Source organism: Ralstonia pickettii (assembly GCF_030582395.1).
In the GTDB taxonomy this organism is placed as follows: Bacteria; Pseudomonadota; Gammaproteobacteria; order Burkholderiales; family Burkholderiaceae; genus Ralstonia; species Ralstonia pickettii_D.
In genome coordinates this window covers 1,471,421-1,497,957 of the sequence record NZ_CP104381.1, presented here as the reverse complement: position 1 = coordinate 1,497,957, position 26,537 = coordinate 1,471,421, and the positions used below count along the sequence as shown (strand labels likewise).

General features: G+C 62.8%; 26 protein-coding genes. 5 read left to right on the top strand and 21 right to left on the bottom strand.

Annotated features, from left to right (window positions below; translation table 11 throughout):
- The first annotated feature begins 29 nt into the window (after positions 1-29).
- Positions 30-674: a Vgb family protein gene (locus tag N5B55_RS07225; protein ID WP_154208888.1), complete on the top strand. Its 645-nt coding sequence runs from the start codon at positions 30-32 to the stop codon at positions 672-674.
- Positions 675-763: 89 nt separating this feature from the next.
- Here the strand turns inward: N5B55_RS07225 and N5B55_RS07220 are convergent, their stop codons facing one another.
- The 4 genes from N5B55_RS07220 to guaB all read right to left on the bottom strand — a co-directional run bounded on the left by N5B55_RS07220 (position 764) and on the right by guaB (position 4,999).
- Complete coding sequence (locus N5B55_RS07220) at positions 764-967, bottom strand: cold-shock protein (RefSeq protein WP_027677448.1); 204 nt, start codon at positions 965-967, stop codon at positions 764-766.
- A 272-nt stretch (positions 968-1,239) separates the two neighbouring features.
- A complete protein-coding gene (guaA, locus tag N5B55_RS07215; RefSeq protein ID WP_304539606.1) occupies positions 1,240-2,859 on the bottom strand; it encodes a glutamine-hydrolyzing GMP synthase in 1,620 nt (539 codons plus the stop codon).
- The gene (locus N5B55_RS07210; RefSeq protein WP_065854881.1) at positions 2,834-3,412 is read right to left on the bottom strand and encodes a hypothetical protein; all 579 of its coding nucleotides are present in this window, start codon (positions 3,410-3,412) and stop codon (positions 2,834-2,836) included. Before N5B55_RS07210 ends, guaA begins: the two co-directional genes overlap by 26 nt.
- Before the next feature lie 123 nt (positions 3,413-3,535).
- A complete protein-coding gene (gene guaB / locus N5B55_RS07205; RefSeq protein ID WP_009238214.1) occupies positions 3,536-4,999 on the bottom strand; it encodes an IMP dehydrogenase in 1,464 nt (487 codons plus the stop codon).
- Between the two features lie 154 nt (positions 5,000-5,153).
- On the opposite strand from guaB, the gene N5B55_RS07200 reads away from it, so the two are divergent.
- Positions 5,154-6,098 carry a DMT family transporter gene (locus tag N5B55_RS07200; protein ID WP_304539605.1) on the top strand — a complete coding sequence of 315 codons (945 nt, stop codon included), beginning with the start codon at positions 5,154-5,156 and terminating at the stop codon, positions 6,096-6,098.
- Between the two features lie 154 nt (positions 6,099-6,252).
- Positions 6,253-6,792, top strand: a complete 540-nt coding sequence (locus N5B55_RS07195) for a DUF4124 domain-containing protein (protein ID WP_304539604.1) — start codon at positions 6,253-6,255, stop codon at positions 6,790-6,792.
- A gap of 7 nt (positions 6,793-6,799) precedes the next feature.
- On the opposite strand, the gene N5B55_RS07190 is transcribed toward N5B55_RS07195, so the two are convergent.
- On the bottom strand, positions 6,800-7,165 hold the full coding sequence (locus N5B55_RS07190; protein WP_154208876.1) for an RnfH family protein: 366 nt from the start codon (positions 7,163-7,165) through the stop codon (positions 6,800-6,802).
- Entirely contained in the window at positions 7,152-7,589 is a 438-nt protein-coding gene (locus N5B55_RS07185; protein WP_009238217.1) for a type II toxin-antitoxin system RatA family toxin, read from the bottom strand. Before N5B55_RS07185 ends, N5B55_RS07190 begins: the two co-directional genes overlap by 14 nt.
- Positions 7,590-7,714: 125 nt before the next feature.
- On the opposite strand from N5B55_RS07185, the gene smpB reads away from it, so the two are divergent.
- Positions 7,715-8,161 (top strand): SsrA-binding protein SmpB, encoded by a 447-nt coding sequence (gene smpB, locus N5B55_RS07180; RefSeq protein ID WP_009238218.1) that lies wholly within the window; start codon positions 7,715-7,717, stop codon positions 8,159-8,161.
- A 20-nt stretch (positions 8,162-8,181) separates the two neighbouring features.
- Here the strand turns inward: smpB and N5B55_RS07175 are convergent, their stop codons facing one another.
- The 3 genes from N5B55_RS07175 to ppsA form a co-directional block, all read right to left on the bottom strand.
- The gene (locus tag N5B55_RS07175; protein ID WP_065854868.1) at positions 8,182-9,108 is read right to left on the bottom strand and encodes an SPFH domain-containing protein; all 927 of its coding nucleotides are present in this window, start codon (positions 9,106-9,108) and stop codon (positions 8,182-8,184) included.
- 49 nt (positions 9,109-9,157) lie between these two features.
- Positions 9,158-9,583 (bottom strand): NfeD family protein, encoded by a 426-nt coding sequence (locus N5B55_RS07170; protein WP_304539603.1) that lies wholly within the window; start codon positions 9,581-9,583, stop codon positions 9,158-9,160.
- 177 nt (positions 9,584-9,760) lie between these two features.
- A complete protein-coding gene (gene ppsA, locus N5B55_RS07165) occupies positions 9,761-12,148 on the bottom strand; it encodes a phosphoenolpyruvate synthase (protein WP_304539602.1) in 2,388 nt (795 codons plus the stop codon).
- A gap of 230 nt (positions 12,149-12,378) precedes the next feature.
- On the opposite strand from ppsA, the gene ppsR reads away from it, so the two are divergent.
- Positions 12,379-13,230: a posphoenolpyruvate synthetase regulatory kinase/phosphorylase PpsR gene (gene ppsR, locus N5B55_RS07160; protein WP_027677457.1), complete on the top strand. Its 852-nt coding sequence runs from the start codon at positions 12,379-12,381 to the stop codon at positions 13,228-13,230.
- Positions 13,231-13,318: 88 nt separating this feature from the next.
- Here ppsR and N5B55_RS07155 read toward each other — a convergent pair whose 3' ends face one another.
- From N5B55_RS07155 to rseP, 12 genes are all read right to left on the bottom strand, one after another.
- Entirely contained in the window at positions 13,319-14,215 is an 897-nt protein-coding gene (locus N5B55_RS07155; RefSeq protein ID WP_304539601.1) for a metal-dependent hydrolase, read from the bottom strand.
- 32 nt (positions 14,216-14,247) lie between these two features.
- Positions 14,248-16,056 (bottom strand): SDR family oxidoreductase, encoded by a 1,809-nt coding sequence (locus tag N5B55_RS07150; RefSeq protein WP_304539600.1) that lies wholly within the window; start codon positions 16,054-16,056, stop codon positions 14,248-14,250.
- 17 nt (positions 16,057-16,073) lie between these two features.
- The gene (locus tag N5B55_RS07145) at positions 16,074-16,949 is read right to left on the bottom strand and encodes a M24 family metallopeptidase (RefSeq protein WP_304539599.1); all 876 of its coding nucleotides are present in this window, start codon (positions 16,947-16,949) and stop codon (positions 16,074-16,076) included.
- A 142-nt stretch (positions 16,950-17,091) separates the two neighbouring features.
- Complete coding sequence (locus N5B55_RS07140) at positions 17,092-17,874, bottom strand: TrmH family RNA methyltransferase (RefSeq protein ID WP_304539598.1); 783 nt, start codon at positions 17,872-17,874, stop codon at positions 17,092-17,094.
- Positions 17,875-17,896: 22 nt separating this feature from the next.
- Positions 17,897-18,595: a ribonuclease HII gene (gene rnhB, locus N5B55_RS07135; RefSeq protein WP_009238227.1), complete on the bottom strand. Its 699-nt coding sequence runs from the start codon at positions 18,593-18,595 to the stop codon at positions 17,897-17,899.
- A gap of 4 nt (positions 18,596-18,599) precedes the next feature.
- Positions 18,600-19,733 carry a lipid-A-disaccharide synthase gene (gene lpxB, locus N5B55_RS07130; protein WP_304539772.1) on the bottom strand — a complete coding sequence of 378 codons (1,134 nt, stop codon included), beginning with the start codon at positions 19,731-19,733 and terminating at the stop codon, positions 18,600-18,602.
- 41 nt (positions 19,734-19,774) lie between these two features.
- Positions 19,775-20,590 carry an acyl-ACP--UDP-N-acetylglucosamine O-acyltransferase gene (lpxA, locus tag N5B55_RS07125; protein WP_304539597.1) on the bottom strand — a complete coding sequence of 272 codons (816 nt, stop codon included), beginning with the start codon at positions 20,588-20,590 and terminating at the stop codon, positions 19,775-19,777.
- Positions 20,587-21,090 (bottom strand): 3-hydroxyacyl-ACP dehydratase FabZ, encoded by a 504-nt coding sequence (gene fabZ / locus N5B55_RS07120; protein WP_065854843.1) that lies wholly within the window; start codon positions 21,088-21,090, stop codon positions 20,587-20,589. The genes lpxA and fabZ overlap by 4 nt, the downstream gene beginning before the upstream one ends.
- Positions 21,091-21,095: 5 nt before the next feature.
- The gene (gene lpxD / locus N5B55_RS07115; RefSeq protein ID WP_304539596.1) at positions 21,096-22,160 is read right to left on the bottom strand and encodes a UDP-3-O-(3-hydroxymyristoyl)glucosamine N-acyltransferase; all 1,065 of its coding nucleotides are present in this window, start codon (positions 22,158-22,160) and stop codon (positions 21,096-21,098) included.
- Positions 22,161-22,170: 10 nt separating this feature from the next.
- Entirely contained in the window at positions 22,171-22,722 is a 552-nt protein-coding gene (locus N5B55_RS07110) for an OmpH family outer membrane protein (RefSeq protein WP_065854839.1), read from the bottom strand.
- Positions 22,722-25,019: an outer membrane protein assembly factor BamA gene (gene bamA, locus N5B55_RS07105; protein ID WP_304539595.1), complete on the bottom strand. Its 2,298-nt coding sequence runs from the start codon at positions 25,017-25,019 to the stop codon at positions 22,722-22,724. The genes N5B55_RS07110 and bamA overlap by 1 nt, the downstream gene beginning before the upstream one ends.
- A gap of 115 nt (positions 25,020-25,134) precedes the next feature.
- Positions 25,135-26,523 carry an RIP metalloprotease RseP gene (gene rseP / locus N5B55_RS07100; RefSeq protein WP_304539771.1) on the bottom strand — a complete coding sequence of 463 codons (1,389 nt, stop codon included), beginning with the start codon at positions 26,521-26,523 and terminating at the stop codon, positions 25,135-25,137.
- Between the last annotated feature and the right edge of the window lie 14 nt (positions 26,524-26,537).

Below are 26,537 nucleotides of genomic sequence, written 5' to 3'. Positions count from 1 at the left end.
ACTGCGTAACCGAATCCAGCGAGCCCCACATGAAACGATCCACCGCCGAAGTCTTGCGCGAATATGGCCCCTTTCCTGGCGTCGAGAACGTCGGCGGCGTGACCTACGATGGTCGACACGTCTGGTTTGCTGCCGGCGGGCAGTTGAAGGCGCTCGACCCCGACAGCGGCGAGGCACTGCGCTCGATTGACGTACCCGCCCATGCCGGTACCGCGTTCGACGGACGGCACCTGTTCCAGATCGCCGAAGACCGCATCCAGAAGATTGATCCGCAAACGGGCACCGTGCTCGCCACGATTCCCGCACCCGGCGCAGGCGGGGACTCAGGTCTAGCCTGGGCCGAGGGCACGCTTTGGGTTGGTCACTACCGGGAGCGCAAGATCCGTCAGATCGATCCGGACACCGGCAAGGTCTTACGCACCATCGAATCGAACCGCTTCGTGACGGGCGTCACGTGGGTCGACGGAGAACTCTGGCACGGCACTTGGGAAGGCGATACGAGCGAGCTGCGGCACATCGATCCGCAAACAGGTGAAGTGCTGGAACAGCTTGACATGCCGGCCGGCATGAACGTGTCGGGGCTGGAGTCGGATGGCGCCGATCAGTTCTTTTGCGGCGGAGGCGGCACCGGAAAGATCCGCGCGGTACGGCGCCCCCGCAAGCAGGCGGCATAGGCGCACTGCAGGGCTCTCGGTGGCGCTTGCGCGTACCCGCGAAAAAAAACCCCGCGATGCGGGGTTTTTCTTGGCAGATGAACGACCGATCAGATCGCTTCGATCTTCGTGGCAGCCGGGCCCTTCTGGCCAACGCCTGCAACGTAGCGAACCTTCTGGCCCTCTTGGAGGGACTTGAACCCGCTGCCCTGAACTTCAGAGAAGTGAGCGAAGAGATCGTTGCCGCCTGCGTCCGGGGTGATGAAGCCGAAGCCCTTGGAGTCGTTGAACCACTTTACTGTGCCGGTTTCCATGTTGGATATCCTAAAAAGTTCTGAATGAGCCTGTGCTCACCAGGCACGACATCAAGGAAGAAACATGGAGCAAAGGAAGTACGGCGTGGCGTGACGACCCAGAACATCGGAGTAACTGCTTGAAGATCCTGCGGGGATTGGTTCTACAGGTGTTCCGCGGATGTGTCAACAAGTATTGCTCAGTGCGCCGCTTTCGGCCCTCTTTGCGCAGACACGCAACCGGAAAAAAAAGCCCGCGTCATGCGGGCTTCTTTCCATTTGGGGAGCAAAGCTCACTCCCACTCAATCGTCGCGGGCGGCTTGCCCGACACGTCATACACGACGCGGCTCAAACCACGCACCTCGTTGATGATGCGGTTCGACACGCGGCCCAGCAGCGTGTACGGCAGATGCGCCCAATGTGCGGTCATGAAATCGGTGGTCTGCACTGCGCGCAGCGCCGTCACGTAGTCGTACGTGCGGCCATCGCCCATCACGCCGACGGACTTGATCGGCAGGAACACCGCAAACGCCTGACTGGTCAGGTCGTACCAGCTCTTGCCCACATCGCCTTCGCCGCACAGGCCAGCGGCAGCGTCCTGCGCCGTGGCCCTGGTACCGCGCAGCTCTTCGATGAAGATGGCGTCGGCACGGCGCAGCAGGTCTGCATATTCACGCTTGACCTCGCCCAGAATGCGCACACCCAGACCCGGCCCCGGGAACGGATGGCGATACACCATCTCGTGCGGCAGGCCCAGCGCCACACCCAGCTCGCGCACTTCATCCTTGAACAGGTCGCGCAGTGGCTCGAGCAACTTCAGGCCCAGCGTTTCCGGCAGACCGCCCACGTTGTGGTGGCTCTTGATCGTCGTTGCCTTCTTGGTCTTGGTGCCGCCCGATTCCACCACGTCCGGGTAGATCGTGCCCTGCGCCAGCCACTTGGCGTTGCTGAGCTTCTTGGCTTCGGCCTGGAACACTTCAACGAACTCGCGGCCGATGATCTTGCGCTTGGCTTCCGGGTCCGTCACACCAGCCAGGTGGCCAAGGAACTGCTCGGACGCGTCCACGTGCACGACCTTGGCGTGCAGGCGGCCCGCAAACATGTCCATGACCATCTTGCCTTCGTCCAGGCGCAGCAGGCCGTGGTCGACGAACACGCAGGTCAGCTGGTCACCAATCGCCCGGTGAATGAGCGCCGCCGCCACCGACGAATCGACGCCGCCGGACAGGCCGAGGATCACCTCTTCATCGCCGACCTGCTCGCGGATGCGCTTGACAGCTTCCTCGATGTGGTCGCGCATGATCCAGTCCGGCTTGGCACCGGCGATCTCCAGCACGAAGCGCTCGAGCATCGCGCGGCCCTGCACGGTGTGCGTGACTTCCGGGTGGAACTGCACGGCGTAGTAGCCGCGCGCCTCGTCGGCCATGCCGGCAATCGGGCAGCTCGGCGTGGAGGCCAGCAGCTTGAAGCCGGGCGGCAGCTCGGCAACTTTGTCGCCGTGGCTCATCCACACCTTGAGCATGCCGTGGCCTTCCGGCGTGGCGAAGTCCTGGATGTCCTTGAGCAGGCGGGTGTGGCCATGGGCGCGCACTTCGGCGTAACCGAATTCGCGGTGGTCGCTCCACTCCACCTTGCCGCCGAGCTGCACGGCCATGGTCTGCATGCCGTAGCAGATGCCGAGCACGGGCACGCCCAAATCCCACACGGCCTGCGGGGCGCGCAGTTGATGATCTTCGTACGTGCTGGCGTGGCTGCCGGACAGGATGATCGCCTTGGGCGCGAAGTCGCGCACGAAGGCGTCGGACACGTCGTTCGGATGGATTTCGCAATAGACGTGTGCTTCACGCACCCGTCGCGCAATCAGTTGCGTGACCTGCGAGCCGAAATCAAGGATGAGGACTTTGTCGTGCATGTTGTGGAGGAATGGAATCGGCAATCGTGTCGACTTCAGTGCCGGGGCCGTAGCCCGGAGGCGGCATGTAGCCAGGTTCTTTGCGCTGCGCCTTTTCTGCGCGTTCGCGTTCGCGCGCAGCCGCGGCGTCTTCGCGGGCCTTCTGTGCGCGCACGCGCTCGTTGGTGCGCACGCGGCGCGAGGCGGGAATCTGCACGGCGGAAAACGCCGCCAGCACCGCGGCAAACGTGGGCAGCCAGATGCGGCCGGCGCCGTCCACCGGCAGGTGGAAGAACAGCAGCCAGGCAATCACCAGCACGGCAACAGCCAGGTTCACATGACCGACCACCTGCGCGACGGCGGTGGTCAATTGCCCGTTGACGGTGGCGTGCCACAGCAGCCAGGCCACGCCAATCAGCGTGACGCCGAGCAGTTGGCCGTACATCGCCGGCTCCGGCTGCGGCAATTGCAGCGCGCCGAAGATGGACGTCAGGGGTGAAGCCAGCAGGACGAGACCGACGCACAGTGCGACAGCCGCATCCAGAAACAGAACGAGTCGCAAAAGCGCTTTCATCATCGTCTCCAGTTGCGGGCGGCCGCCCGTGCTTCGGCCACCGGTTGATTCAGCCGGGGCACCCGCGCGCCCCGGCGGCAGTACTGCTTGCCTTCTATCTTGTTTGCGAAGATCGACAAGCGATCAGTCGCGGTGATAGTTCGGCGCTTCCTTCGTGATCTGCACGTCGTGCACGTGCGATTCGTTCATACCTGCGGCGGTGATCTCGACAAACTGGGCCTTCTCGTGCCATTCGGCAATCGAGGCGCACCCGCAGTAGCCCATCGACGAGCGAACGCCGCCCGTGAGTTGATGCACGATCGGCAACGCGGAGCCCTTGTAAGGCACGCGGCCCTCGATACCTTCGGGCACCAGCTTGTCGACGTTGGCGGTGTTGTCTTCCTGGAAGTAACGGTCGGCAGCGCCGTCCTTCATCGCGCCCACCGAGCCCATGCCGCGGTAGCTCTTGTACGAGCGCCCCTGGAACAGGAACACCTCACCCGGCGATTCGTCCGTGCCGGCAAACATGCCGCCCATCATCACGGTGTGTGCGCCCGCAGCCAGTGCCTTGGCCACATCGCCCGAGTAGCGGATACCGCCGTCAGCGATGAGCGGCACGCCGGTGCCCTTCAGCGCCTCGGCCACATTCGACACGGCAAAGATCTGCGGCACGCCCACGCCGGCGACGATCCGCGTCGTGCAGATCGAACCCGGGCCAATGCCGACCTTGACGCCATCCGCGCCGTGGTCGACCAGCGCCCGGGCGGCGTCGCCCGTGGCGATGTTGCCGCCAATCACCTGCACCTGCGGGTAGTTGTCCTTGATCCAGCGCACGCGGTTCAGCACGCCCTGGCTGTGGCCATGCGCGGTATCGACGACGATGACGTCCACGCCGGCCTTGACCAGCAAATCGATACGCAGATCGTTATCCGGGCCCACGCCCACCGCCGCACCCACGCGCAGCGAACCGCGTTCGTCCTTCGACGCCAGCGGATATTCGGTGGCCTTCTGGATGTCCTTGACGGTGATCAGGCCGCGCAGCTCGAAAGCCTCGCCCACCACCAGCACACGCTCGAGGCGGTGCTTGTTCATCAGACGCTTGGCCTCTTCCAGCGAAGCGCCTTCCTTGACGGTGACGAGCTTCTCGCTCGGCGTCATCTTGGCGCGCACCGGGGCGTCCAGTTCTTCTTCGAAACGCAGATCGCGGTTGGTGATGATGCCCACCACCTTCTTGCCTTCCAGCACCGGGAAACCCGAGATGCCGTGCTGGGCCGACAGCGCCATCACGTCGCGGATCTTCATGTCCGGACCGATGGTGATCGGGTCGCGCAGCACGCCCGATTCAAAGCGCTTGACCTTGGCGACTTCGCGCGCTTGTTCTTCCGGCTTCAGGTTCTTGTGGACGATACCGATGCCACCTTGCTGCGCCATGGCGATGGCGAGCCGCGCTTCCGTAACCGTATCCATGGCGGCGGAGACGAGCGGAATGGCGAGTTCGATCGAACGGGTGAGCTTGGTGCGAAGGGACGTATCGCGGGGCAGGACGGCCGAGTAGGCCGGGACGAGCAGCACATCATCGAACGTGAGTGCTTTCTGGACAAGACGCATAGCAATTTCCTCTAGGCGCAAAATCGGATTATACGGGAATTCGCCCCACGGTTGTAGAGACCCGTGCTATGCTCGATAAATTTTTCTTCGCGCACGCATCTCCAGCGCCCTGCGCCGCCAGCGGCCGCGCAGAATCAGCCTCGCGAGTGTTCGAATGGGAATCGGCGTATTGTGCGCCCTGCTGGCCGGGGCGATGTGGGGCATGGTCTTTATTGCGCCCCGCGCGCTGCCCGCCTTTTCACCGTGGGAACTGACCCTCGGCCGCTACCTCGCCTACGGCGTCATCGCCGCCATTGCCGCCGGCCCGATCCTTCCTCGCATTGCCCGCAAGATGACCCGCGCCGATTGCCTGGCGCTCGCCCGCCAATCCGGCAGCGGCAATCTTGTCTATTACGTACTTCTGGCTTTTGCCGTGCAACTGGCTGGAGTCGCGCCCACCTCGCTGATCATCGGCATCCTGCCCATCACCGTGACGGTGCTGGGGCGGCGCGACCACGGCGCCGTGCCGCTTTCCCTGCTGATCTGGCCGCTGCTCGTGGTGGCTGCCGGCATCGTCTGCATCAACGTCGACCTGTTTGGCCATCAGGCCACTGCCGCGGCGGCCAATGTCTGGCCGATCTGGCAGCGCATTGCCGGCATCGCCTGCGCGGCCGGCGCGCTCTGCAGCTGGACGTGGTACGCCGTGGACAACGCCCGCTATCTGCAGCGCAACCCGCATTTCTCCAGCAACGAATGGTCAGCCCTGTACGGCATTTCGAGCGGCATGCTGTCGGCCGCGCTCGCGACAGCCGCGCTGCTCACGGTCGGCACAGGCTGGATGCATACCGGCGGACGTATCTGGGGCACGTTCTGGGCGGTCAACGCTGCCGTGGCGCTCGGCGCGTCGCTGATCGGCAACAACCTGTGGAACATCGCCTCGCGGCGCTTGCCCCTCACGCTGTCGGGCCAGATGATCGTATTCGAGACGCTGTTTGCGCTGGCATATGGCTTTGTGTACGACGGCCGCTGGCCCCGCCCGCTCGAGATCGCCGCCATCGCCTTGCTGATCCTGGGCGTCGGCTGGTCGGTGCGCTTGCACGCCAACGACAAGTCTGCATAAACTGGGCGCCTTGCCGGGGGGCGAGTCGACAGGCCGAGCCAGGCCGTCGGCGTAGATTGGCGAGTGGCGCTCACGCCACCGGGCTCCCGTGCGCGTCGAGGGGCCGTCGTCGGGTCGGCCAGCGCGCCGTCGGCAGTCCACGAACGAGAACTTCATGAAACGACTGCACGTCCTGTTGCCTGCCACCTCCGCCCTGATCGCCCTTGCCTGCCCGATTGCCGAGGCGCAATGGGCCTGGCAATGGCGCGACGACAAGGGCCATATGGTCTACAGCGACGCCGCACCGCCGCCGTCGGTACCGCCCAGCCGCATCATCCGCAACCCGAACAGCCGTACGGCCACGGCCTACGAAGCGCTTTCCGCGCCGGCTTCGGGCGTCAAGGCAGCGGACCCAGGCGCGACTGCCAAACCCGGCCAGCCAGCCTCTGGCGTCGCGGCCTCCAACCCCGACGAAGAGCTGCGCAAGCGCCTGGCCGACCGCGCCAAGAAGGAACAGGACGAAGCCAGGCAGGCAGAGGCGGCGCAGCGCAAACAAGCCGAATGCGCACGTCTGCGCAACGAAACCACGTATATGCAGGATGGCCGCCGCGTCGGTTCGGTGCAACCGGACGGTTCGATCGCGTATTTAGATGACAATCAGCGTGCCGCCGCCGTGCAGCGCAATCAGGCAGCCCTGAGCGCCAACTGCAGCTGACGGATCGTTATTCGAGGACGTCGTCTTTTGGCGGCGCCTCGTTGCGCAGCCACTTCAGGCCTTCGCGCGTGCCGGTGGCCCGCACTTTCTGCACACGCCGCCGGCGAGCCGTTTTTGGATCGGCGATCAACGGGCCCAGGATTTCCACCCGATCACGCGCATGCAATGCGGCATCCGGCGTCTTGCGCTTGCCGTAAACGCCCAGCCTGCAGGTATCGATGGTCAGGTCCAAGCCGTGGAGCAAGCCCGACGCGCGCACTGCGTCGGCCACCGTCGCCTGCGCCGGCACTTGCACGTTGACGAGCCGCGGCGGCGTGACCGTCGCCAAGCAGACCATCACGTCGATCACGGTGTTGGAATCAGGACTCGCCATACACGGCCTCGGCGCGCTTGACGAATGAGTCGACGAAGGTGTTTGCAATCATGCTGAACACCGGGCCAATGAGTTTTTCCAGAATCACGCTGGAAAATTCGTAATGCAGATGGAAGTTGATCTTGCAGGCATCCGCGCGCAGCGGCGTGAAGATCCAGAAACCGGTGAACGACTTGAAAGGCCCGTCAGCGAACGTCATATCAATGCGGGTGGGGCGCGTTTGCACGTTGCGCGTGCGAAAGAACTGATGGATGCCCTTGAAGGCAATATCGACACGCGCGTCGAGTGACGTTTCCGTCTGCTCGTAGATTTCCACGCCGCCGCACCACGGCAGAAAGTTCGGATAGTCCTTGACGTCGGTGACCAGGTCGAACATCTGTTCGGCCGAATAGCCAATCAACACGGTTTTTTCAACGTCTGCCATGCGTCATCCGAAAGCTTTGCGCGCCGCGCCCCGGTTGGGATTGCGGCGGATTTGTTAAACTCGCCATTTTATCGCAGCGCATGGAGGGTTCATCACCCCGATGCGCGCACCGCATATTCCAACGTATGACCATTGCCGACAACAAGAAGGCCTTTTTCGATTACTTCATCGAAGAGCGCTACGAGGCAGGCATGGCTCTCGAGGGCTGGGAGGTGAAAGCCATCCGAGCCAACCGTGCGCAGATCAAGGAAGGTTACGTCGTCATCCGTAACGCCGAACTGTTCCTGATCGGGGCCCATATCAGCCCGCTGCAATCGGCCTCCACGCATGTCCATCCGGACCCCGTGCGCACCCGCAAACTGCTGCTGCACGCCGAAGAGATCAAGAAGCTCATCGGCAAGGTGGAGCAGCGCGGCTACACGCTCGTGCCGCTCAACCTGCACTACACGCGCGGCCGCGTGAAATGCGAAATCGGCCTCGCCAAGGGCAAGAAGCTCTTCGACAAGCGCGAAACGGAGAAAGACCGCGACTGGCAGCGCGAAAAAGCGCGCCTCATGCGCGAGAAGGCCTGAGCCGTCTCGCTTCCCGACTTTTACGCGCCCGGCCGCTGCTGCTTCACAATCGTCAACGCTGACGCAATCATCGTGCTCAGGTCGCCCATGTTGCCCGGCACGATGAGCGTGTTGCCCTGCTTCGCCAGGTTGCCGAACGCGCTCACATACTCTTCCGCCACTTTCAGGTTGACCGCATCGATGCCCCCTTCGGTGCGAATGGCGTGACCGATCTTCTGGATCGCCTGGGCGTTGGCTTCAGCCACCGCCAGGATCGCCGCCGCTTCACCCTGTGCCCTGTTGATGGCGGCCTGCTTTTCCCCTTCTGATTTCTGGATGGCGGCCTCCCGCGCACCGGATGCCAGGTTGATCTGCTCCTGGCGCTTGCCTTCAGATGCGGCGATCAGCGCACGCTTCTCACGCTCGGCCGTAATCTGCGCCTGCATGGCGTGGAGGATTTCCTTCGGCGGTGTCAGATCCTTGATCTCGTAGCGCAGCACCTTCACCCCCCAGTTCGATGCCGCCTCATCCAGCGCGTTGACCACGCTGTGGTTGATGAAGTCGCGCTCTTCAAACGTCTTGTCCAGCTCCAGCTTGCCGACGACCGAGCGCAGCGTCGTCTGCGCGAGCTGGGTGATGGCGATCACGAAGTTACTGGATCCATACGAAGCCCGCATCGGGTCGGTCACCTGGAAGTAGAGGATGCCGTCCACCTGCAGCTGCGTGTTGTCCTTGGTGATACAGATCTGGCTCGGCACGTCGAGCGGAATTTCCTTGAGCACGTGCTTGTAGGCAACGCGATCGACAAAAGGCAGCACGATATTCAGCCCCGGCGAGAGCGTCGCGTGATACTTGCCCAGCCGCTCCAGAATCCAGGCGTGCTGTTGCGGCACGATCTTGATGCCTTGTGCGATAAGCACGATGGCAGCAAACAGGACGATGAGGGCGAGAGTCCCCAGCTCGAACATAAAACCTCCGTGGTTGAGCTTGTTGGTTGTTTTGGCTACGAGTTGCGTGCTATTTCGGCGTGACGACGAGCACGTTGCCGCGCACTTCAACGATCCGGAATTCACCGACGGTAGCCGGCGCATTTGGCGCCAATTCGACGTCCCATGCCGCGCCGCGATATTGCACGCGTGCACGCCGCTCGGGTGACCAGGCATCGACACGCAACGTCTCGCCGATATCCAGATTGACGTTGCGGTTGCGGGCGGCATTTTCGCGCGTGACGCGCCCGTAGCGCGTACGCCGCAGCCCGACGATGCCGAATACCGCCACGATGGCGGCAACGATCGCCTGCGCAGGGAATGCGAGGCCGATCAGCGCGGCAAGGCCGCCGGCGACCAATCCGATTGCCACCATCAGCAGATAGAAGGTCCCCGTCATCAGCTCGCCGATGACGAGCAGCACGGCCAGCGAAAACCAGACGGTCTGAGCCGACATACTCCGTCCCCCTGAATCCCATGAAAAAACCCCCGCGACGCTGTTCGTCTACGGGGGCATGTCGCTCCGCCCCCGTCAGCGTCGGACGCCAGCGGGCACTTTGCGTTCTTGTTGGCGCGCACCCGTCATGATACGCGCCTCGTCTTACGACATTCGATGTAACGCTCTAGTTCAAGCTCACGCCGAACCGAGCTTCTGCCATGTGTCGACCACTGAATCCGGGTTCAGCGAGATCGACGAGATGCCTTCCTTCGCCAGCCACTCGGCAAAATCCGGATGATCGGACGGGCCCTGACCGCAGATGCCGACGTATTTGTTCATCGACAGCGCCGTGGAGATGGCGCGCTGCAGCATGAACTTGACCGCCGGATCGCGCTCGTCGAAGTCCTTGGCCAGCAGCTCCATGCCGGAGTCGCGGTCCAGGCCGAGCGTGAGCTGCGTCAGGTCGTTCGAACCGATCGAGAAACCGTCGAAGTACTGCAGGAACTGTTCAGCCAGGATCGCGTTGGACGGCACCTCGCACATCATGATCAGGCGCAGGCCGTTCTCGCCGCGCTTCAGGCCGTACTTGGCCAGCAGCTCGACAACCTTCTCAGCCTGGCCGAGCGTACGCACGAACGGCACCATCACTTCGACGTTGGTCAGTCCCATCTCGTCGCGCACGCGCTTCATGGCACGGCACTCCATCTCGAAGGCTTCTGCAAAGTCTTCGGCGATGTAGCGCGAGGCGCCGCGGAAGCCCAGCATCGGGTTTTCTTCGTCCGGCTCGTAGCGCGAACCGCCAATCAGCTTCTTGTACTCGTTGGACTTGAAGTCAGACAGGCGCACGATCACGGGCTTCGGATAGAAGGCCGCTGCGATGGTGGCAATGCCCTCGGCCAGCTTGTCGACGTAGAACGCACGCGGGCTGGCATGGCCACGGGCCACGCTTTCCACGGCCTTCTTCAGGTCGCTGTCGACTTGCGGATAGTCGAGGATGGCCTTCGGGTGAACGCCGATGTTGTTGTTGATGATGAATTCCAGACGGGCCAGGCCCACGCCACCGTTCGGAATCTGACAGAAATCGAACGCGAGCTGCGGGTTGCCGACGTTCATCATGATCTTGGTGCTGATCGTCGGCATTTCGCCGCGCTGGACTTCCGTGATTTCGGTTTCCAGCAGGCCGTCGTAGATCTTGCCTTCGTCGCCTTCGGCGCACGAAACCGTCACGAGCGTGCCGTCCTTCAGCAGGTCGGTCGCATCGCCGCAGCCGACCACCGCCGGCACACCCAGCTCACGCGCAATGATGGCCGCGTGGCAGGTCCGGCCACCACGGTTGGTGACGATGGCCGAGGCGCGTTTCATCACCGGTTCCCAGTTCGGGTCGGTCATGTCGGCAACCAGCACGTCGCCCGGCTGCACGCGTTCCATTTCAGCCGGATCGTTGATCACGCGCACCGGGCCCGTGCCGATCTTCTGGCCGATGGCGCGGCCGGTGGTTAGCACCGGCGCCGAGCCCTTCAGGCGGAATCGTTGCTCGACCTTGCCGTGTGCCTGGCTCTTCACCGTCTCCGGGCGAGCCTGGAGGATGTAGATCTTGCCGTCCTTGCCGTCCTTGCCCCACTCGATGTCCATTGGGCGACCGTAGTGCTTCTCGATGATGACGGCGTACTTCGCCAGCTCCGCCACGTCAGCATCGTTGATGGAGTAGCGGTTGCGGAGTTCGCCCGGGACGTCGACCGTCTTCACGCGGCCTTGTTCGCCCGGCGCGGTGAATTCCATCTTGATCAGCTTGGAACCGATCGAGCGGCGGATGATCGGGTACTTGCCGGCGGCCAGCGTCGGCTTGAAGACGTAAAACTCGTCAGGGTTCACGGCCCCCTGCACCACCGTTTCGCCCAAGCCGTAGCTGGAGGTGATGAAAACGACATCCTGGAAGCCCGATTCGGTGTCGATCGTGAACATCACGCCCGAGGCGCCGCAGTCCGAGCGCACCATGCGCTGGATGCCCGCCGACAGGGCGACCACGTCATGCGCGAAACCCTTGTGTACGCGATAGGAGATCGCGCGGTCGTTGTACAGCGACGCAAACACGTGCTTGATCTTATCGAGCACGTCGTCGATGCCGAGCACGTTGAGATAGCTCTCTTGCTGGCCGGCAAACGAAGCGTCCGGCAGGTCTTCCGCCGTGGCCGACGAGCGCACCGCGAACGATGCCTCGGCGCCTTCGCGGGCCGCGACGCGAGCGTACGACTCGCGAATCTCTTGCTCCAGACGCGGCTGGAACGGCGCGGTGGCGACCCATTCGCGGATCTCCTTGCCGGCGACAGCCAGCGCCTTAACGTCGTCGACGTCGAGGCTGGCCAGACGCTGCGAGATGCGTTCGGTCAGGTTGTTGTGTGCAAGGAAATCGCGGAACGCCAGCGCCGTGGTGGCAAAACCGCCCGGAACGCGCACGCCGGCGCCATCCAGCTGGGAGATCATCTCGCCCAGCGATGCGTTTTTACCGCCAACGACCTCGACATCGGCCATCCGCAATTGCTCGAACGGCAGCACATAGGCGCCGTCTTGCGACAGGTTAGTCATACAAGCCCCTAAACTAAGTGAAAAACCGGTCGGATGCGCACGGAGCGTTCTTCTTGTCGTCTGGCCGTACGAATCGCTTGGCTAAACCTTCCGGAAGCCATGCCAGGATTGCCGCTGCGGCAGCGCCTGGCAGGCGATTGGCCCGAATTGCTTAGCTAAACGATCGCCGCTATTCTACCGTGCCGCAGCACGATTTCCTGCCGGCGTGCTGGAAAAACCCCTCGTTTTCAATGACCGACCTCGCCTCCGCATCCCCCAACCGGACACCGTTCCGGACCGTTTTCATCGTGTCGGATGGCACCGGGATCACCGCAGAAACCTTCAGCCACTCGATCCTGGCGCAGTTTGAGATGAAATTCCGCCAGGTGCGGATCCCGTTTGTCGACACGATCGACAAGGCGCATGTTGCAGTCGCAAAGATCAACGAAGCATTTCATGCCGAAGGGGTGAGGCCGATCGTCTTCACCACGTTGGTGGATGCCGAGGCAAACGAGATCGTCCATCGGGCCAAGGCCACCATCCTGGACATGTTCCAGACCTTCATCGAGCCGCTCGAGAAGGAACTGAACCTGAAGTCCACCCACGCCATCGGCCGCTTTCACCAGAACGCCGACACCGAGGCGTATAAAAACCGGATCGAAGCGATCAATTTTTCACTTGCCCACGATGACGGCCAGTCACACAAGAACCTGGCCGAGGCGGATGTGATTTTGGTGGGGGTGTCGCGCAGCGGCAAGACGCCGACCAGCCTGTATCTGGCGATGCAATACGGCGTGAAGTCGGCCAATTACCCGCTCATCCCGGACGATTTCGAGCGCGGCAAGCTGCCGTCGGTGCTGTATGACTACAAGAGCAAGATTTTTGGGCTCTCGATCGACCCGCAACGCCTGTCGGAAATCCGCAATGAACGTCGGCCCGGTAGCAAATATGCCGCGCTGGAGAATTGCCGCTACGAGATCAACGAAGCCGAAGCGATGATGCGGCGCGAGGGCATCAAGTGGCTGTCGTCCACGCACAAGTCGATCGAGGAAATTGCCACGACGATCCTGCAGGACATCAAGATGGATCACAACAACTACTGAGCGTGGCATCGCCCCGCAAACACAACGGCCGGCATTGCACCGGCCGTTTTGTTTTTCTGCCTTGTTTTTCTGCCGGCCGCCCAGCCAGTCAGGCGCGGTCACGCACCCAGTTGCCGCCGTGCGCCGCGGCCTGCGCTGCCGGCGACGTTTCGAGGTAGGCCAGCGCCTGCTCGGTCGAGCCTTCATGATGCGGCGTATAGCTGGGCCGGAAATAGCGCAGGGCGGCGCCCAGCATTTTCCAGAACGATGGCAGGCAGTTACGCCGCGAGCCATGCCACCAGCCGCGGACAAAGCCCGGAAACCTGCCCGCGCCCGGATCGCGCTTGTGCATGAAGCGGAAGCCGGTGACCAAGAAGTACAGCAGCAACAGGATCGTGGTCAGCATATGGAAGCAGCGTTCGAGATACGTGCCGCCCATGTGCCGGAAGATGTCGAACGCGACCGTGCGGTGCTCGACTTCCTCCGCGCCATGCCAGCGCAACAAGTCCAGCATGACGGGATCGGCGTGGGCGGCGTCCAGCCCCTTTGCGTTGAGCACCCAATTGCCCAGATAGCCGAAAAAGTGCTCGAGTGCGGCGATGATGCCGAGTTGCTGTCGCAGCCAGAAACGCGTGTGACCGATCTTCAGCCCCAGCGGCTGTTCGCCGAGCACCTTGGAGAACAGCCAGTCGAGCCGCTTGGTGAAAGGCTGGGTATCGATGCCGTGGTCTTTGTAGTAATGCGTCAGCACGCCGCCATGCGAGCGCGAATGGACCGCCTCCTGACGCAGGAAGCCCTCGGCATCGGCGCGCAGCTTCGCGTCGGTAATCAGCGGCAGCGCCTTGTTGTAAACGCGGCAGAACCACAACTCGCCGGCTGGAAACAACAGATTCAGGATGTTGATGATGTGCGTGCTGGACGGATCGCCGGGAATCCACTGGATAGGCGTGTCCTTCCAGTCGAAACGGACGTGGCGGGCCTTGATGAAGTAATCGGGCGCGGTCATGGTGGACTCCGGATGTTCTTGTTTGTGCGGGCTCAATGCCCGGCCATGCTCACGCGCGCGATCAGCCTGCCGAGCCATTGCGCATAGCGCGAAATGAAGCGTGACGAATGCGCCTCGATGCCGATCGTGACCACAGGCTTGTTGTGTTGGATCGCGCCAAACATCGCTTTCGCGACGGTCTCGGGCTTGAGGCCACGCAGTTGGTAGAGCTTGGTCGCGCGGGCGCGCAGTTGCGCCTGCTGTGCCTCGGTCGTGCCGCTGTAGACCGTGGAGGCCATGATTCCGGTCTCTGCAAAACCGGGGCAGATGGCCGACACGCCAATACCCTGTCCGGCCAGCTCGCCGCGCATGCATTCGGAGAGCATCAGCACCGCGGCTTTTGTCGTCGCATAGGCAGCAAGATCGCGCGATGGTGCAAAGGCCGCTGCCGATGCGATGTTCAGGATGTGCCCACCCTGCCCGCGCGCCACCATCTGCTTGGCGAACAGCCGGGCGCCATGGATCACGCCCCACACGTTCACGTGCAGGATGCGTTGCCAATCGCGCTCGGACGTGTCGACAATGCCGCCCGCCATGCCAATGCCGGCGTTATTGACGACGATGTCGGCGCCACCCAGTTCCTTGCCGACCCAATCGACCAGGGCTTCCATCTGCTCGGCGTTGCCGACGTCGACGGTACGCGCCCACGCCTTGCCGCCGGTAAGGCGGATGAGTGTGGCGGTACGCTGTGCGTCTTCGGCACGAATGTCGACGGCGACAATCGCTGCGCCTTGCTCCGCGAATTCCAGCGCCGCGCAACGACCGATGCCGCTGCCAGCGCCCGTGATGACGGCCAGCTTGCCCGAGAGCGGTTTGCGCTCGCCATGCTGACGCGCGCGTTGCAGTACTTCGGATTCCGGCTTGCCCTCGGCATGCTCGATCAGCTCGCAAGCCATTTCCGCCATGCGTGCGGCATGCGTGACCGGCAACCAATGCCGTGCCACCACTTCGCGGCGCCAATACTGCGGCACCCAGCGCGAAAGGTCTTCTGACAATGCTGGGCTGACGTACTTATCCAGCGTTGGCACGATCACCTGCACCGGCGCATGCGCGACCCGCTTGCGCGGCGTGAACAGACTGCGGATGAAGTTGGCGCGATACAGCGAGACACCACGCACGCCATCAGCCGTCTGGGTCGGACGCGGCACGATGGCGGTCTTTTCCACACGACGCAGCACACGCGGCCACGCGCGCCCAAGCCACAGGCGCCAACTCAGCTCCCGCACGATCGGCAAATGAAACAGCAGCACGTACCACGAGCGCACGAGCTGCCCCAACATCTTGCCCAGCGACGACGGCGTCGGCCGCAGCAGCCGCGCGCGCATCCAGTGCCCGACGTGATCCAGGCACGGCCCCGAGCACGACGTGTATGACGCAATGCGCCCGCTCAGGCGCGCCTCCGTCACGAATTCCCACGACTGGATCGAACCCCAATCGTGCGCGATCAAGTGCACGGGCTTGCCGGGGCTTAGCGCATCGATCACGGCGATGAAGTCGTCGGTCAACCGCGCGAAGGTGTAATTGCGCATCCCGTTGGGCGAACTGGAGCGGCCTGCGCCCCGCACGTCGTAGGCAACGACGTAGTAGTCGCGCGCGAGCAGCGGTGCCATCTCGTGCCAGACCTCGCTGTTGTCTGGATAGCCGTGCACCAGCACGACGGTCGGATGCCCCGGGTTGCCCCAGGTCTTGACGGCGAGCGAGACGCTGCCGGACTGCACCGTGCGCTCCGAATAGTCGTCGGGCGAAACCGCTGCGGGCGATTCGAACAACGCCAGGGGGGCCTCTTCAAGAAGCGTTTTCATCTGGGCCTCCGCGTGCGTCAGGCAGCGCGCTGCTGCGCGAGTTGACGCTGCTGCCAGCGACGCACGTGCGGCAGATCGTCGTCGAGCCAGTAGGCGTCGTCTTCGGTAATGACGAGCAACTCCTCGAACTTTGCTCCGACGCCGTGGAAGCCCAGGTGCGGTTCGACGGCCCACAAGCCCGGCACCGGCGCGTGTTCGGATCGACGATCGATCGACCACAGCGGCGACCAGCCTTCCTGCTTGCCGCTTCGCACCTGGTCGAGGACCAGGCTGCGCGTGGCATTCAGCCCGAAGCGCGCAACGAAACGCGGCTTCGATGGGCTGTCGAGCTTGGCCACGCGATGCGCCAGCACTTTGAACGGATACGCCTTGTGGCGCGGCTCCACGCCTTGCTTGATGCAGAGTTGGTCCACCGCACGGGCCACATCCGCCATCGACCGACGCTCGCGGATCAAACGCACGATCAACTCGCGATGCGCCATCAGGTCATCCTGCAGTTGTTCGAGGATGGCGTTTTCGCCGAGACACGTGGCATAGCCGACATCGGCGATCACCCCGTTGCGCACGGGCGCCACGTCGAGGATGACCGGCATGTTCTCTTCCAGCCGCCGCGACGACGGAAAGAACGCCAGGTTGAAGCCGGCCATATGCGTCAGCCCCGAAAAACCCTGGAACGCGGTGCGATCGCCAAACCAGGCGAACGGCTTGTGCAGCCAGTCATGGACGCCACGATCGCCAAGCCACTCGGTGAGCAGCTTGGCCGCGTCCTTCTCGGTCATGCCGGGGCGCAGCGTGCCGCCGACGGCCTCGACGCACGCGTAAGCAAGCTGCTGAATTTCGCGAAACTGGACGAGTTCGTCGACAAGGACGCGCGCCAGGGTGGGGTTCGGCATGCCGGTCTCCTTGAGTCTGGGTATCGAGGGCGCTCAATGGCGCCGCGCCCAATGTTCCATTACTCAATGTCAAAGTCAATGCGTGACTTTTCTGGCGTTTGAAAACGCTGTATGACCGGTAATCGACAGAAAAAAGAGAGATTTAGCGCGCGCGGCGTTGTCGCACGGCCTCAAACAGGCAGATCGCTGCCGCGGCAGCCACATTGAGCGACTCCATGCCGCCCGGCTGGGGAATCGTCACGGGCGTCGTCACGGCGGAAAGCCATTCTTCTGACACGCCCGCGCCTTCGTTTCCGAACACCCAGCCGACGGGCGCATTGAGCGGCACATCGAAGACAGCCTGCTTGGCGTGGGAAGACGTTGCCAGCAGCGGCACCTGCAGGCGCGAATGCACGCTCTCGAACGTGCAGTGCTCAACGATGTTCAGGTGGAAATGCGCACCCATGGCGGCGCGCAGTGTCTTGGCCGACCACGCGAACGCGCAGCCCGGCGTCATGAACACATCGCGCACGCCGGCTGCGGCCGCGCACCGCAGGATGGAACCGACGTTGCCGGCATCCTGAATGCCGTCCAGGATCACGCAGTCTGCATCAATGGTCTGCGGCAACTTGCCTTCCGGCGTCTCGACCAAGGCCATCAGATCGACGCCATTGACGACGGTGGTGAGTTGCCCAAACAGGTTGTCGGCCAGCAGGATGACGGTGTCCGGATCGACGCGATCGAGCACCGCGGCCACTTCCGGGTGCCGGATATGGCGCTCCGACACCAGGCATTGCGCCGGCATGTGGCCCGCATCCAGATACGCCACGACGAGATGCACGCCATCGAGCACGGATTGCCCCGCGCGTCGACGATGCTGCGTCGAGCCCGAAAGCGCCTTGAGATGCTTGAACACCGCGTTGTCGCGGGAAGTGATGTGCTTCACGAATGGGCCCAGCAGAAAAAGGTCAGTCGTCCCAGGCGCTGACTGCAGCGGTGGTTTCGATGCTGATCGCACTCATCCCATCCAGTGCACGGCGCACGGGCGCGAACGAGCGGCGATGATGCGGCGTCACGCCATGCAGGTCGATGGCGGCCAGATGCTGCGGTGTGCCATAGCCGGCATGGACGTCAAAACCGTAGAGCGGAAACTCGACATGCAGCGCGGCCAACTGCCGATCGCGCGTGACCTTCGCCAGGATGGACGCCGCTGAAATGGCGGGCACCAGCGCATCGCCCTTGACGACGGCCTCCACCGCAAACGCCACCTGCGGGCAACGATTGCCGTCCACCTGCACGAGATCGGGCAGCGTGCCCAGTGCGGCCACGCCATGCACCGCACGCTGCATGGCCAGCATCGTTGCATGCAGGATGTTGATGCGATCGATTTCCTCGACGGTGGCTTCGGCCACGTGCCAGGCGAGAGCCTTTTCGACGATCTCGTCGTAGAGCGCTTCCCGCTTCTTGGCGGTCAGGATTTTGGAGTCGGCCAAGCCCTTGATCGGCTTGCGCGGATTGAGCACGACCGCTGCAGCCGTCACCGGCCCGGCCAAGGGTCCGCGTCCAGCCTCGTCGACGCCGCACAGGATGCGACGTGCACGCTTGGCTGCCGGCTCTTGCGAGAGCAGCAAGCCAAGCTGATCGGGATTGGGTTTGCGGGAAGCCATGGACTCAAAGCTTACCGCGACTGCGCAGCAGATCGACGACGACTTTCGCGCCGATCTCCGCCATGTTCTGCTTGAGCGTCAGGTGCATCTGCGTGAAATGTTCGCGCAGGAACGTGGCGTTGCCATGGTCGCTCAGTTGCAGCAGCGTCTCACGAGCAAGTGCCTCGGGCGTCGCGTCATCCTGCAGCAACTCCGGCACGACAAAGCGGCCGGACAGAATGTTCGGCAACCCAACATAGGGCAGATAGCCTTTGCGCTTCATGATCTGCGCGGTCAACCAGGGCACCTTATAGGTGATGACCATCGGCTTCTTGTACAACGCCGCTTCCAGCGTGGCCGTACCGCTGGCCAGCAGAATCACGTCAGCCGCTTCCATGGCGGCGTGCGACTGACCATCAACAACCCACAGATGCAGGCCGGGATGCTCCGCGCGCATGGCATCGATGCGCTCGCGCAGTGTCGCATTGGCCGCCGGCAGCACAAAAGCCAGATCCGGCTCGACCGCCTGCATGCGCGACATTGCGGCAAACAGCGTCGGCCCCAGATGCTTCACTTCGGAACTGCGGCTACCCGGCAGCACCGCAACGACCTTGCGCCCCAACGGCAGCCCCAAGCGGGTCCGAGCGCCCTCAACGTCCGGCACCAGCGGAATCTCGTCCGCAAGCGGATGCCCGACGTACGTGGCCGGAATGCCGGCCTTGGCGTAAATCTCCGGCTCGAACGGGAACAGGCAGAGGATATGGTCGACGGCGCGGGCGATCGTCTTGATACGGCCAGCTCGCCACGCCCAGATCGACGGACTCACGAAATGCACCACCGGCACACCCGCCTGCCGCATGGCGATCTCGACGTTGAAATTGAAGTCCGGCGCATCGACGCCGATAAAGGCCAGCGGCGGTTTAGCCAGCAGGTCCTGCTTGAGCTCCTTGCGGATCGTGAGAATCTCACGCAACTGGCCAAGCACTTCCACGTAGCCGTTGACCGACAGCTTGTGCATCGGCCAGTTCGACTGGAAACCCTGCTCCGCCATGCGTGCCCCGCCGATGCCGTTGTAGGCGATGTCGGCAGGCAGGTGTGCGTGCAATCCCTTCAGCAGCAGCGAGGCCAGCAAATCGCCGGAAGCCTCGCCGGCCACCATGCCGATGCGGCGCACCGGCGTGGCGTTCTGTGGCTGGTCGCTCAACGCACGATGCCGCGCTTGGTGGCGGCAATGAAATCAGCAAATGCGGTCAATACCTCGCGGGTCGGGGCGTCATCCGCCTGAGCGATCTGCGCGGCGATTTCCGCCTTGGCCTGATCAAAGCTCAGATCGCTCTTGTAGAGCAGCTTGTACGCCTGGCGCAGACCGGTGATCTGCTCGGCCGTAAAGCCGCGGCGACGAAGGCCCTCCACGTTGATGCCGTGCGGCGCAGCCTTGTTGCCGCCCTTGTCGCTTGCGGCGATCACGAACGGCGGCAGATCCTGCACCAGTGCCGATGCGCCACCCAGCATGGCATGCGCGCCGATGCGCACGAACTGATGCACGCCCGACATGCCGCCGAGGATCGCCCAGTCACCGACTTCCACGTGGCCCGCGATCTGCGCATTGCTCGAGAACACCGTGTGGTTACCCACGCGGCAATCGTGCGCGATGTGCACGTAGGCCATGATCCAGTTGTCATCGCCGATCGACGTGATACCGGCATCCTGCGCCGTGCCAGTATGGATCGTGGTGAATTCGCGGATGGTATTGCGCTCGCCGACGATCAGTTGCGTCGGCTCATCGCGATACTTCATATCCTGCGGACGGCCGCCCACCGATGCAAAGTGGCCAATGCTGTTGTCTCGGCCCAGCGTCGTGTAGCCCTCGACCACCGTATGGTGGCCGACACGCGTGCCTGCACCCATCCGCACGTTCGGGCCCACGACCGTGAACGCACCGATCTCGACGCTCGAATCCAGTTCGGCCTTCGGATCGATCTGCGCGGTCGGGTGGATCTTCTGTGCTTGCGTCATGCCTCGCCCTTGGACTTGTCTTCGCGCACGGCACACATGATTTCGGCTTCCACAGCGATTTCGCCGTCAACCTTTCCGTACACCTTGAACTTCCACATACCGCTCTTCGAGCGCAGCAACTCGGCCGTCATCACAAGCTGATCGCCCGGCGTCACCTGGCGCTTGAAACGCGCACCATCGATGCTCACGAACAGGTACAACTGGTTTTCCTTGCGCTCGTGATCGGCCTCACCAAAGGTTAGCAGCGCAGCAGTTTGCGCCAGCGCCTCGAGCATCAACACGCCCGGCATCACAGGGTGACCGGGGAAGTGGCCGTTGAAGAACGGCTCGTTGAACGTCACGTTCTTGATGGCCGTAATCGACTTGCGCGGCTCCAGCGAAATCACGCGATCAACCAGCAGCATCGGGTAGCGATGCGGCAGCAGGTCGAGAATCTTCTTGATGTTGAAATCGCTGACAAGGCTGGGGGCCGCGCTCGTCGCATTCGTTGCTTCGGTCATGATTGTTACTTCAGGTCTTTGACCCGCTGTTCGAGTTGTTGCAACCGTTCGCGCATGCGCGTCAGGCCTCGGACGATGGCCGCGTTACGCTCCCAGTCGCCGTGCGGCATGAACGGGAAAACGCTGGTGAAGTGGCCACCGGGCTTGGTAATGGATTTGGTAATCGAAGTGCCGCCTGAGACGGTCACACGATCAGCAATGGTCAGGTGGCCGGCAAAATTGGCCGCGCCGCCGATAATGCAGTAGCGCCCGATCTTCGTACTGCCAGAAATGGCAGCGCAGCCGGCGATCACGGTATAGGCGCCCACATGCACGTTATGCGCGATCTGCACCTGGTTATCGATCTTGCAGCCTTGCTCGACCACCGTATCGGCCATCGCGCCGCGGTCGATGGCGGTGTTCGCACCGATCTCTACGTCGTCGCCAATCACTGCTCGGCCGACCTGCGGAATCTTCACCCATTCGCCGCCTTGCGGACCGAAGTCCGGGGCAAAGCCGAAACCATCCGCGCCGATCACGACCCCGCTATGCAGAATGCAGCGCGCACCAATCTCGCAGCCGTGGTAGATCGAAACGTTCGCGTAGATCAGCGAATCATCGCCAATGCGGGCACCGGCGCCAACGAAACTGTTGCCAGCAATGCGAACGCGCTCGCCGAGGACCGCGCCAGCTTCGATGGTGACGTTCGGGCCGATAGAGCATGACGCCGGCACCGTGGCGCCCTCTTCCACGCTGGCAGTCGGGTGGATGCCCGGCACGACGGGGCGCGCCGCCAGCGCAACAAAGCGCTGAGCAACGCGAGCAAACGCCGCATACGGATTGGCCGCGATCAGCCAGTTGCGGCCATCGGCGTGGCCTTGGCTTTCGAGGGTTTCCAGGTCACGGGGCGACACGATGATCGCCCCGGCACCGGAACTCACAGCCTGATTGAGGTACAGCGGATTGGAGAGAAAAGCGAGCTGATCGGCGCCCGCTTGATCCAGCGGCGCGATCGACTTGACGATCAGGCCTGCGTCACCCTGGACGGTCGCGCCGAGCGACGCAGCAAGTTCACCAAGCGAAAACGACATGCGAACAACCTCATTTGGCCGATTGCGAATTCAGCGCCTTGAGCACTTCGTCCGTGATGTCGATGCGCGGGTTCACGTACACGGCTTCTTGCACGATCAGATCGTACTTGCGCTGCTCGGCAATCGAGCGGATCACGCGGTTGGCGCGCTCGAGCACCTGGGCCAGCTCTTCGTTGCGGCGCTGGTTCAGGTCCTCACGGAATTCGCGCTGCTTGCGTTGGAAGTCGCGGTCGAGGTCCGACAATTCACGCTGACGGCGGGTGCGATCGGAATCGGCCAAGACAGCAGAGTCCTTGTCGAGCTTGTCCGACATGCTTTTGAGCTTTGCGGCCATGTCCTGCAGCTCGCGGTCGCGCTTGGCGAACTCGGTTTCCAGCTTGGCCTGAGCGGCCTTGGCAGGTTGCGAGTCGCGCAGGATGCGCTCGGAATTGACGGCAGCGATGCGCGCTTCCTGCGCCGTGGCCGGCAGCGCAAAGCTTGCGGCGGCAAGTGCGGCGAAAGCAGCCGACACGCCCATGCGGGACAACGTGATGCGCGTGGATTTCATGATGAATGCAGTCATTAGAATGCAGTCCCGATCTGGAACTGGAAGCGTTGCGTTTGATCTTCGGTCTTGCGCTTGATCGGGAAGCCCATGCTGATCTTGAGCGGACCGATCGGCGACAGCCACGACAGACCGAAACCGGTCGAGTAACGCATGTCGCCCAGCTTGTACGGCTGACCTTCGGCGAACACGTTACCGTAGTCAAAGAACGTAAACAGGCGAACTGTGCGGTCCACGCCCGAACCCGGCAGCGGGAAAATGAATTCCACGTTGCCGACGAACTTGCTGGCGCCGCCGATAGCCACGCCATTGGCGTCGCGCGGGCCCAGCGTGCTGGTTTCGTAACCGCGCACCGAGCCGATACCGCCTGCGTAGTAGTTCTTGAAGACCGGGAAGTCCTTGCCGCCGTAACCGTGGCCGTAACCGATTTCGTTGTTGAACGCCATCGTGAACGACTTCGACAGCGGGTAGAAATACTGGTGCTGGTAATACGCGCGGAAGTACTGCAGATCGCCGCCCGGGATGCCGAACTCCAGGTTGGCCTGCTGGTAGCGGCCACGCGTCGGCACCAAGGCGCTATCACGCTGATCCTTCGACCAGCCGATGGTGATCGGGAAGTTGTTGGTGATACGGCCGTTCTTCGCGACGTAATTCTGATAGGCCAGCGGCGTGTTGGACGTCACATCGATGGTCGTGCGCTCGTAGCCGATGCCGAAGAAGACAGTATCGGTTTCCGAGAACGGCACCCCGAACTTGACGTTGCCGCCCTGTTGCACGACGCGGTAGTCCTGGTCACCCGTGTAGTACAGCGGGCGGTACGTGCGGTAGTACAGTTCGGTCGAACGGCTGATGCCATCCACCGTGAAGTACGGATCGAACTGCGTCACCGCAATGGTGCGGTTCGACTTGGACGTGTTCACATCCAGGCCGAGGCTCGTGCCGGAGCCGAACACGTTGTCCTGGCGGATGCCGGCCGACAGCACAAGCTTGTCGGTCGACGAAAAGCCCACGCCAAGGTTGATCTGGCCGGTCGGCTTCTCGGTCACGTTGACGTTCACATCGACCTGGTCGGTCGTACCCGGCACGTCTTCCGTCGTGATGTTCGCATCGGTGAAGTAACCCGTGCGGTTCACGCGGTTCTGCGACAGTTGCAGCTTTTCGCCATCGAACCACGACGCTTCCATCTGGCGCATTTCGCGGCGCACGACTTCATCGCGGGTCTTACTGTTGCCGACTACGTTCACACGACGCACATACACGCGGCGGCCCGGATCCACGACCAGCGTCAGCGCTACCGTACGATCCGTCTGGTTGATCTGCGGCTGCGGGTTGATGGTCGCGAAAGCGTAGCCATACGTGCCGAGCAGATCGGTGATCGACTTCGTGGTCGACGACAGTTTGGCCGACGAGAAGACATCGCCCTGCTTGAGCTTGATGAGCTTCTCCATCTCGGCCTGCTTGCCGAGCAACTCGCCGGTCAGCTTGATGTCCGACACCTTGTACTGCTCACCCTCGTGGATGTTCAGCGTCAGGTAGATGTCCTTCTTGTCCGGCGTGATCGACACCTGGGTCGACTCGATTGCGAATTCCAGGTAGCCGCGATCGAGATAGAACGAGCGCAGCGCTTCCAGGTCGGCCGTGAGTTTCTGCTTCGAGTACAGATCGTTCTTGGTGTACCACGACAGCCAGTTTGGCGTGGACAGTTGCATCTCGTCGCGCAGGTCGCCTTCCTTGAAGGCCTTGTTGCCAACGATATTGATCTGGCGAATCTTGGCGGTCGGACCTTCGTCCACCGTGAACGTGATCGACACACGGTTGGCATCGACCGGCGTAACGGTGGTCGTCACCTCAGCCGCGTAGTAACCACGCGAAACATACTGGCGCTTGATTTCCTGCTCGGCGCGGTCGATGAGGGACTTGTCGTAGTAACGTGCCTCAGCCACGCCAACGCCACGCAGCGTACGACGCAGCGCCTCCTTGTCGAACTCCTTGAAGCCGATGAACTCAAGCTGCGAGATCGCCGGGCGCTCTTCCACGCGCACCACCAGCACACTGCCTTCGGAGCGGATCTGAACGTCCTTGAAGAAGCCGGTGTTATAAAGCGCGCGAATCGATTCGGCGCCCTTCTCGTCGGTGAAGGTCTCACCCACCTTCACGGGCAGATAGCCGAACACGGTGCCCGGCTCGACGCGCTGCACCCCCTCCACGCGAATGTCCTTGACGACGAACGGCTCCACTGCATGAGCCTGACCGGCAGTGACGGTCAGCACGGAAGCCGCCAGCACGCTGAGCGGGAAGCGATGTTGTCTGATCAATCTAATCCCCTAGTTGGATTCAATCGGAATCCACTTCTGAGTGTTTTCAAAACCCTGAGTTGCCCGCTCACGCCGGTGGCAACGATACGGCTTACTGACCCAATTTGAATACGGTCTAGCCACGAGTCAGAAACAACCGACTCAAATCGTTGTACAGGGCGAGCGAAGTGAGAAGCAGGATGCAGGCGACGCCGATCTTCTGAAGGACTGCTTGCCAGGATTCCGGCACGGGTCGGCCAGTCAAAAATTCCACGCAATAATACAGCAAATGCCCCCCATCCAATACCGGAACGGGCAATAAGTTGAGCACGCCGAGACTAACGCTGATCAACGCGAGAAAGCTCACAAACGTCTGCCAGCCAAGGCTTGCCGCCTTGCCCGCAAAGTCCGCCACCGTGATCGGCCCGCTCAGATTCTGCAGCGATGCCTGACCGACAATCATCTTGCCCAGCACCTGCAGCGACAGCACCGAAGTCCGCCATACCTCGCCTACGGCATGGCCCAGTGCGGCGACCGGCTCGTCCCGGATCATCGCCGTTTCCACCTTCTGGTTGAGCTGCGCACCAAGCTTGCCGATCTTCGGGCCGGTCGGGTTTTTGGGGTCGGTGTCAGCATCGGGGCGCACAGGCAACGTCATGGGCTGATCGTTGCGCAGAATATCGATCGAGGCGTTCTGCTCCGGCATGGCCCGGATCTGGCGGATGAGGTCCATGGCCTGATCGGCGGGCTGGCCCGCGAAGCGAACGATTTGGTCTCCGGCTCTCAACCCCGCACGGGCTGCGGCACTCGAGGGCAACACATCGACGATGGTGACCGGGCCGCCGAGCAGACGCAAACCGATCTGGTCAATCACATCGGCCTGCGGCGTACGGGCCGCGCTGGGCAAGCCATGCAGGCGGACGGTGCGTTCGGCACCATCGGCGCCGCGCACCCGCACAAGCGCGTCGCGCCCCGCGATGCCGGCCGAGTACAAGCGCATGCGGACCTCGCTCCAACTGCGCACAGAGGCCGGCGTCTCGCCGTCCGTGCCGATAGCGATCACCCGGTCCCGGGCGCGCAAGTCGGCCTGAGCGGCGATGCTGCCCGGCGGCGGAGCGCCGAGGATAGGCAACGGCTCGATTGCGCCGACCCATGCCAGCACTGCGTAAAGCGCAATCGCCAGAAGGAAATTGGCGACCGGGCCAGCCGCCACGATGGCGAATCGCTTGTAGACCGGCTGGTGATCGAAGGTGCGTGGGAGGTCTTCGGGAAGGATGGGCGGGTCTTTCTCGGGGTCTCGCGATCCCTCGCCGAGCATCTTGACGTAGCCGCCCAGTGGAATGGCGCAGATCGTCCATTCGGTGTGGTCAGGGCCACGACCGACGCGGCGGAACAGCACTTTGCCAAAGCCAACGGAAAACCGGAGCACTTTCACGCCGCACAGTCGCGCGACGCTGTAGTGGCCCAGTTCGTGGATGACGATCAGTACCGCGATCGCAAAGACAAACGCTAAAACGGTCTGCAAAACCTTCTCCGGAT

Coding starts and splice junctions, on each gene's coding strand:
- N5B55_RS07225 (WP_154208888.1), top strand. CDS start 30: ATGAAACGATCCACCGCCGAAGTCTTGCGCGAATATGGCCCCTTTCCT.
- N5B55_RS07220 (WP_027677448.1), bottom strand. CDS start 967: ATGGAAACCGGCACAGTAAAGTGGTTCAACGACTCCAAGGGCTTCGGC.
- guaA (WP_304539606.1), bottom strand. CDS start 2,859: ATGCACGACAAAGTCCTCATCCTTGATTTCGGCTCGCAGGTCACGCAA.
- N5B55_RS07210 (WP_065854881.1), bottom strand. CDS start 3,412: ATGAAAGCGCTTTTGCGACTCGTTCTGTTTCTGGATGCGGCTGTCGCA.
- guaB (WP_009238214.1), bottom strand. CDS start 4,999: ATGCGTCTTGTCCAGAAAGCACTCACGTTCGATGATGTGCTGCTCGTC.
- N5B55_RS07200 (WP_304539605.1), top strand. CDS start 5,154: ATGGGAATCGGCGTATTGTGCGCCCTGCTGGCCGGGGCGATGTGGGGC.
- N5B55_RS07195 (WP_304539604.1), top strand. CDS start 6,253: ATGAAACGACTGCACGTCCTGTTGCCTGCCACCTCCGCCCTGATCGCC.
- N5B55_RS07190 (WP_154208876.1), bottom strand. CDS start 7,165: ATGGCGAGTCCTGATTCCAACACCGTGATCGACGTGATGGTCTGCTTG.
- N5B55_RS07185 (WP_009238217.1), bottom strand. CDS start 7,589: ATGGCAGACGTTGAAAAAACCGTGTTGATTGGCTATTCGGCCGAACAG.
- smpB (WP_009238218.1), top strand. CDS start 7,715: ATGACCATTGCCGACAACAAGAAGGCCTTTTTCGATTACTTCATCGAA.
- N5B55_RS07175 (WP_065854868.1), bottom strand. CDS start 9,108: ATGTTCGAGCTGGGGACTCTCGCCCTCATCGTCCTGTTTGCTGCCATC.
- N5B55_RS07170 (WP_304539603.1), bottom strand. CDS start 9,583: ATGTCGGCTCAGACCGTCTGGTTTTCGCTGGCCGTGCTGCTCGTCATC.
- ppsA (WP_304539602.1), bottom strand. CDS start 12,148: ATGACTAACCTGTCGCAAGACGGCGCCTATGTGCTGCCGTTCGAGCAA.
- ppsR (WP_027677457.1), top strand. CDS start 12,379: ATGACCGACCTCGCCTCCGCATCCCCCAACCGGACACCGTTCCGGACC.
- N5B55_RS07155 (WP_304539601.1), bottom strand. CDS start 14,215: ATGACCGCGCCCGATTACTTCATCAAGGCCCGCCACGTCCGTTTCGAC.
- N5B55_RS07150 (WP_304539600.1), bottom strand. CDS start 16,056: ATGAAAACGCTTCTTGAAGAGGCCCCCCTGGCGTTGTTCGAATCGCCC.
- N5B55_RS07145 (WP_304539599.1), bottom strand. CDS start 16,949: ATGCCGAACCCCACCCTGGCGCGCGTCCTTGTCGACGAACTCGTCCAG.
- rnhB (WP_009238227.1), bottom strand. CDS start 18,595: ATGGCTTCCCGCAAACCCAATCCCGATCAGCTTGGCTTGCTGCTCTCG.
- lpxB (WP_304539772.1), bottom strand. CDS start 19,733: ATGGTGGCCGGCGAGGCTTCCGGCGATTTGCTGGCCTCGCTGCTGCTG.
- lpxA (WP_304539597.1), bottom strand. CDS start 20,590: ATGACGCAAGCACAGAAGATCCACCCGACCGCGCAGATCGATCCGAAG.
- fabZ (WP_065854843.1), bottom strand. CDS start 21,090: ATGACCGAAGCAACGAATGCGACGAGCGCGGCCCCCAGCCTTGTCAGC.
- lpxD (WP_304539596.1), bottom strand. CDS start 22,160: ATGTCGTTTTCGCTTGGTGAACTTGCTGCGTCGCTCGGCGCGACCGTC.
- N5B55_RS07110 (WP_065854839.1), bottom strand. CDS start 22,722: ATGACTGCATTCATCATGAAATCCACGCGCATCACGTTGTCCCGCATG.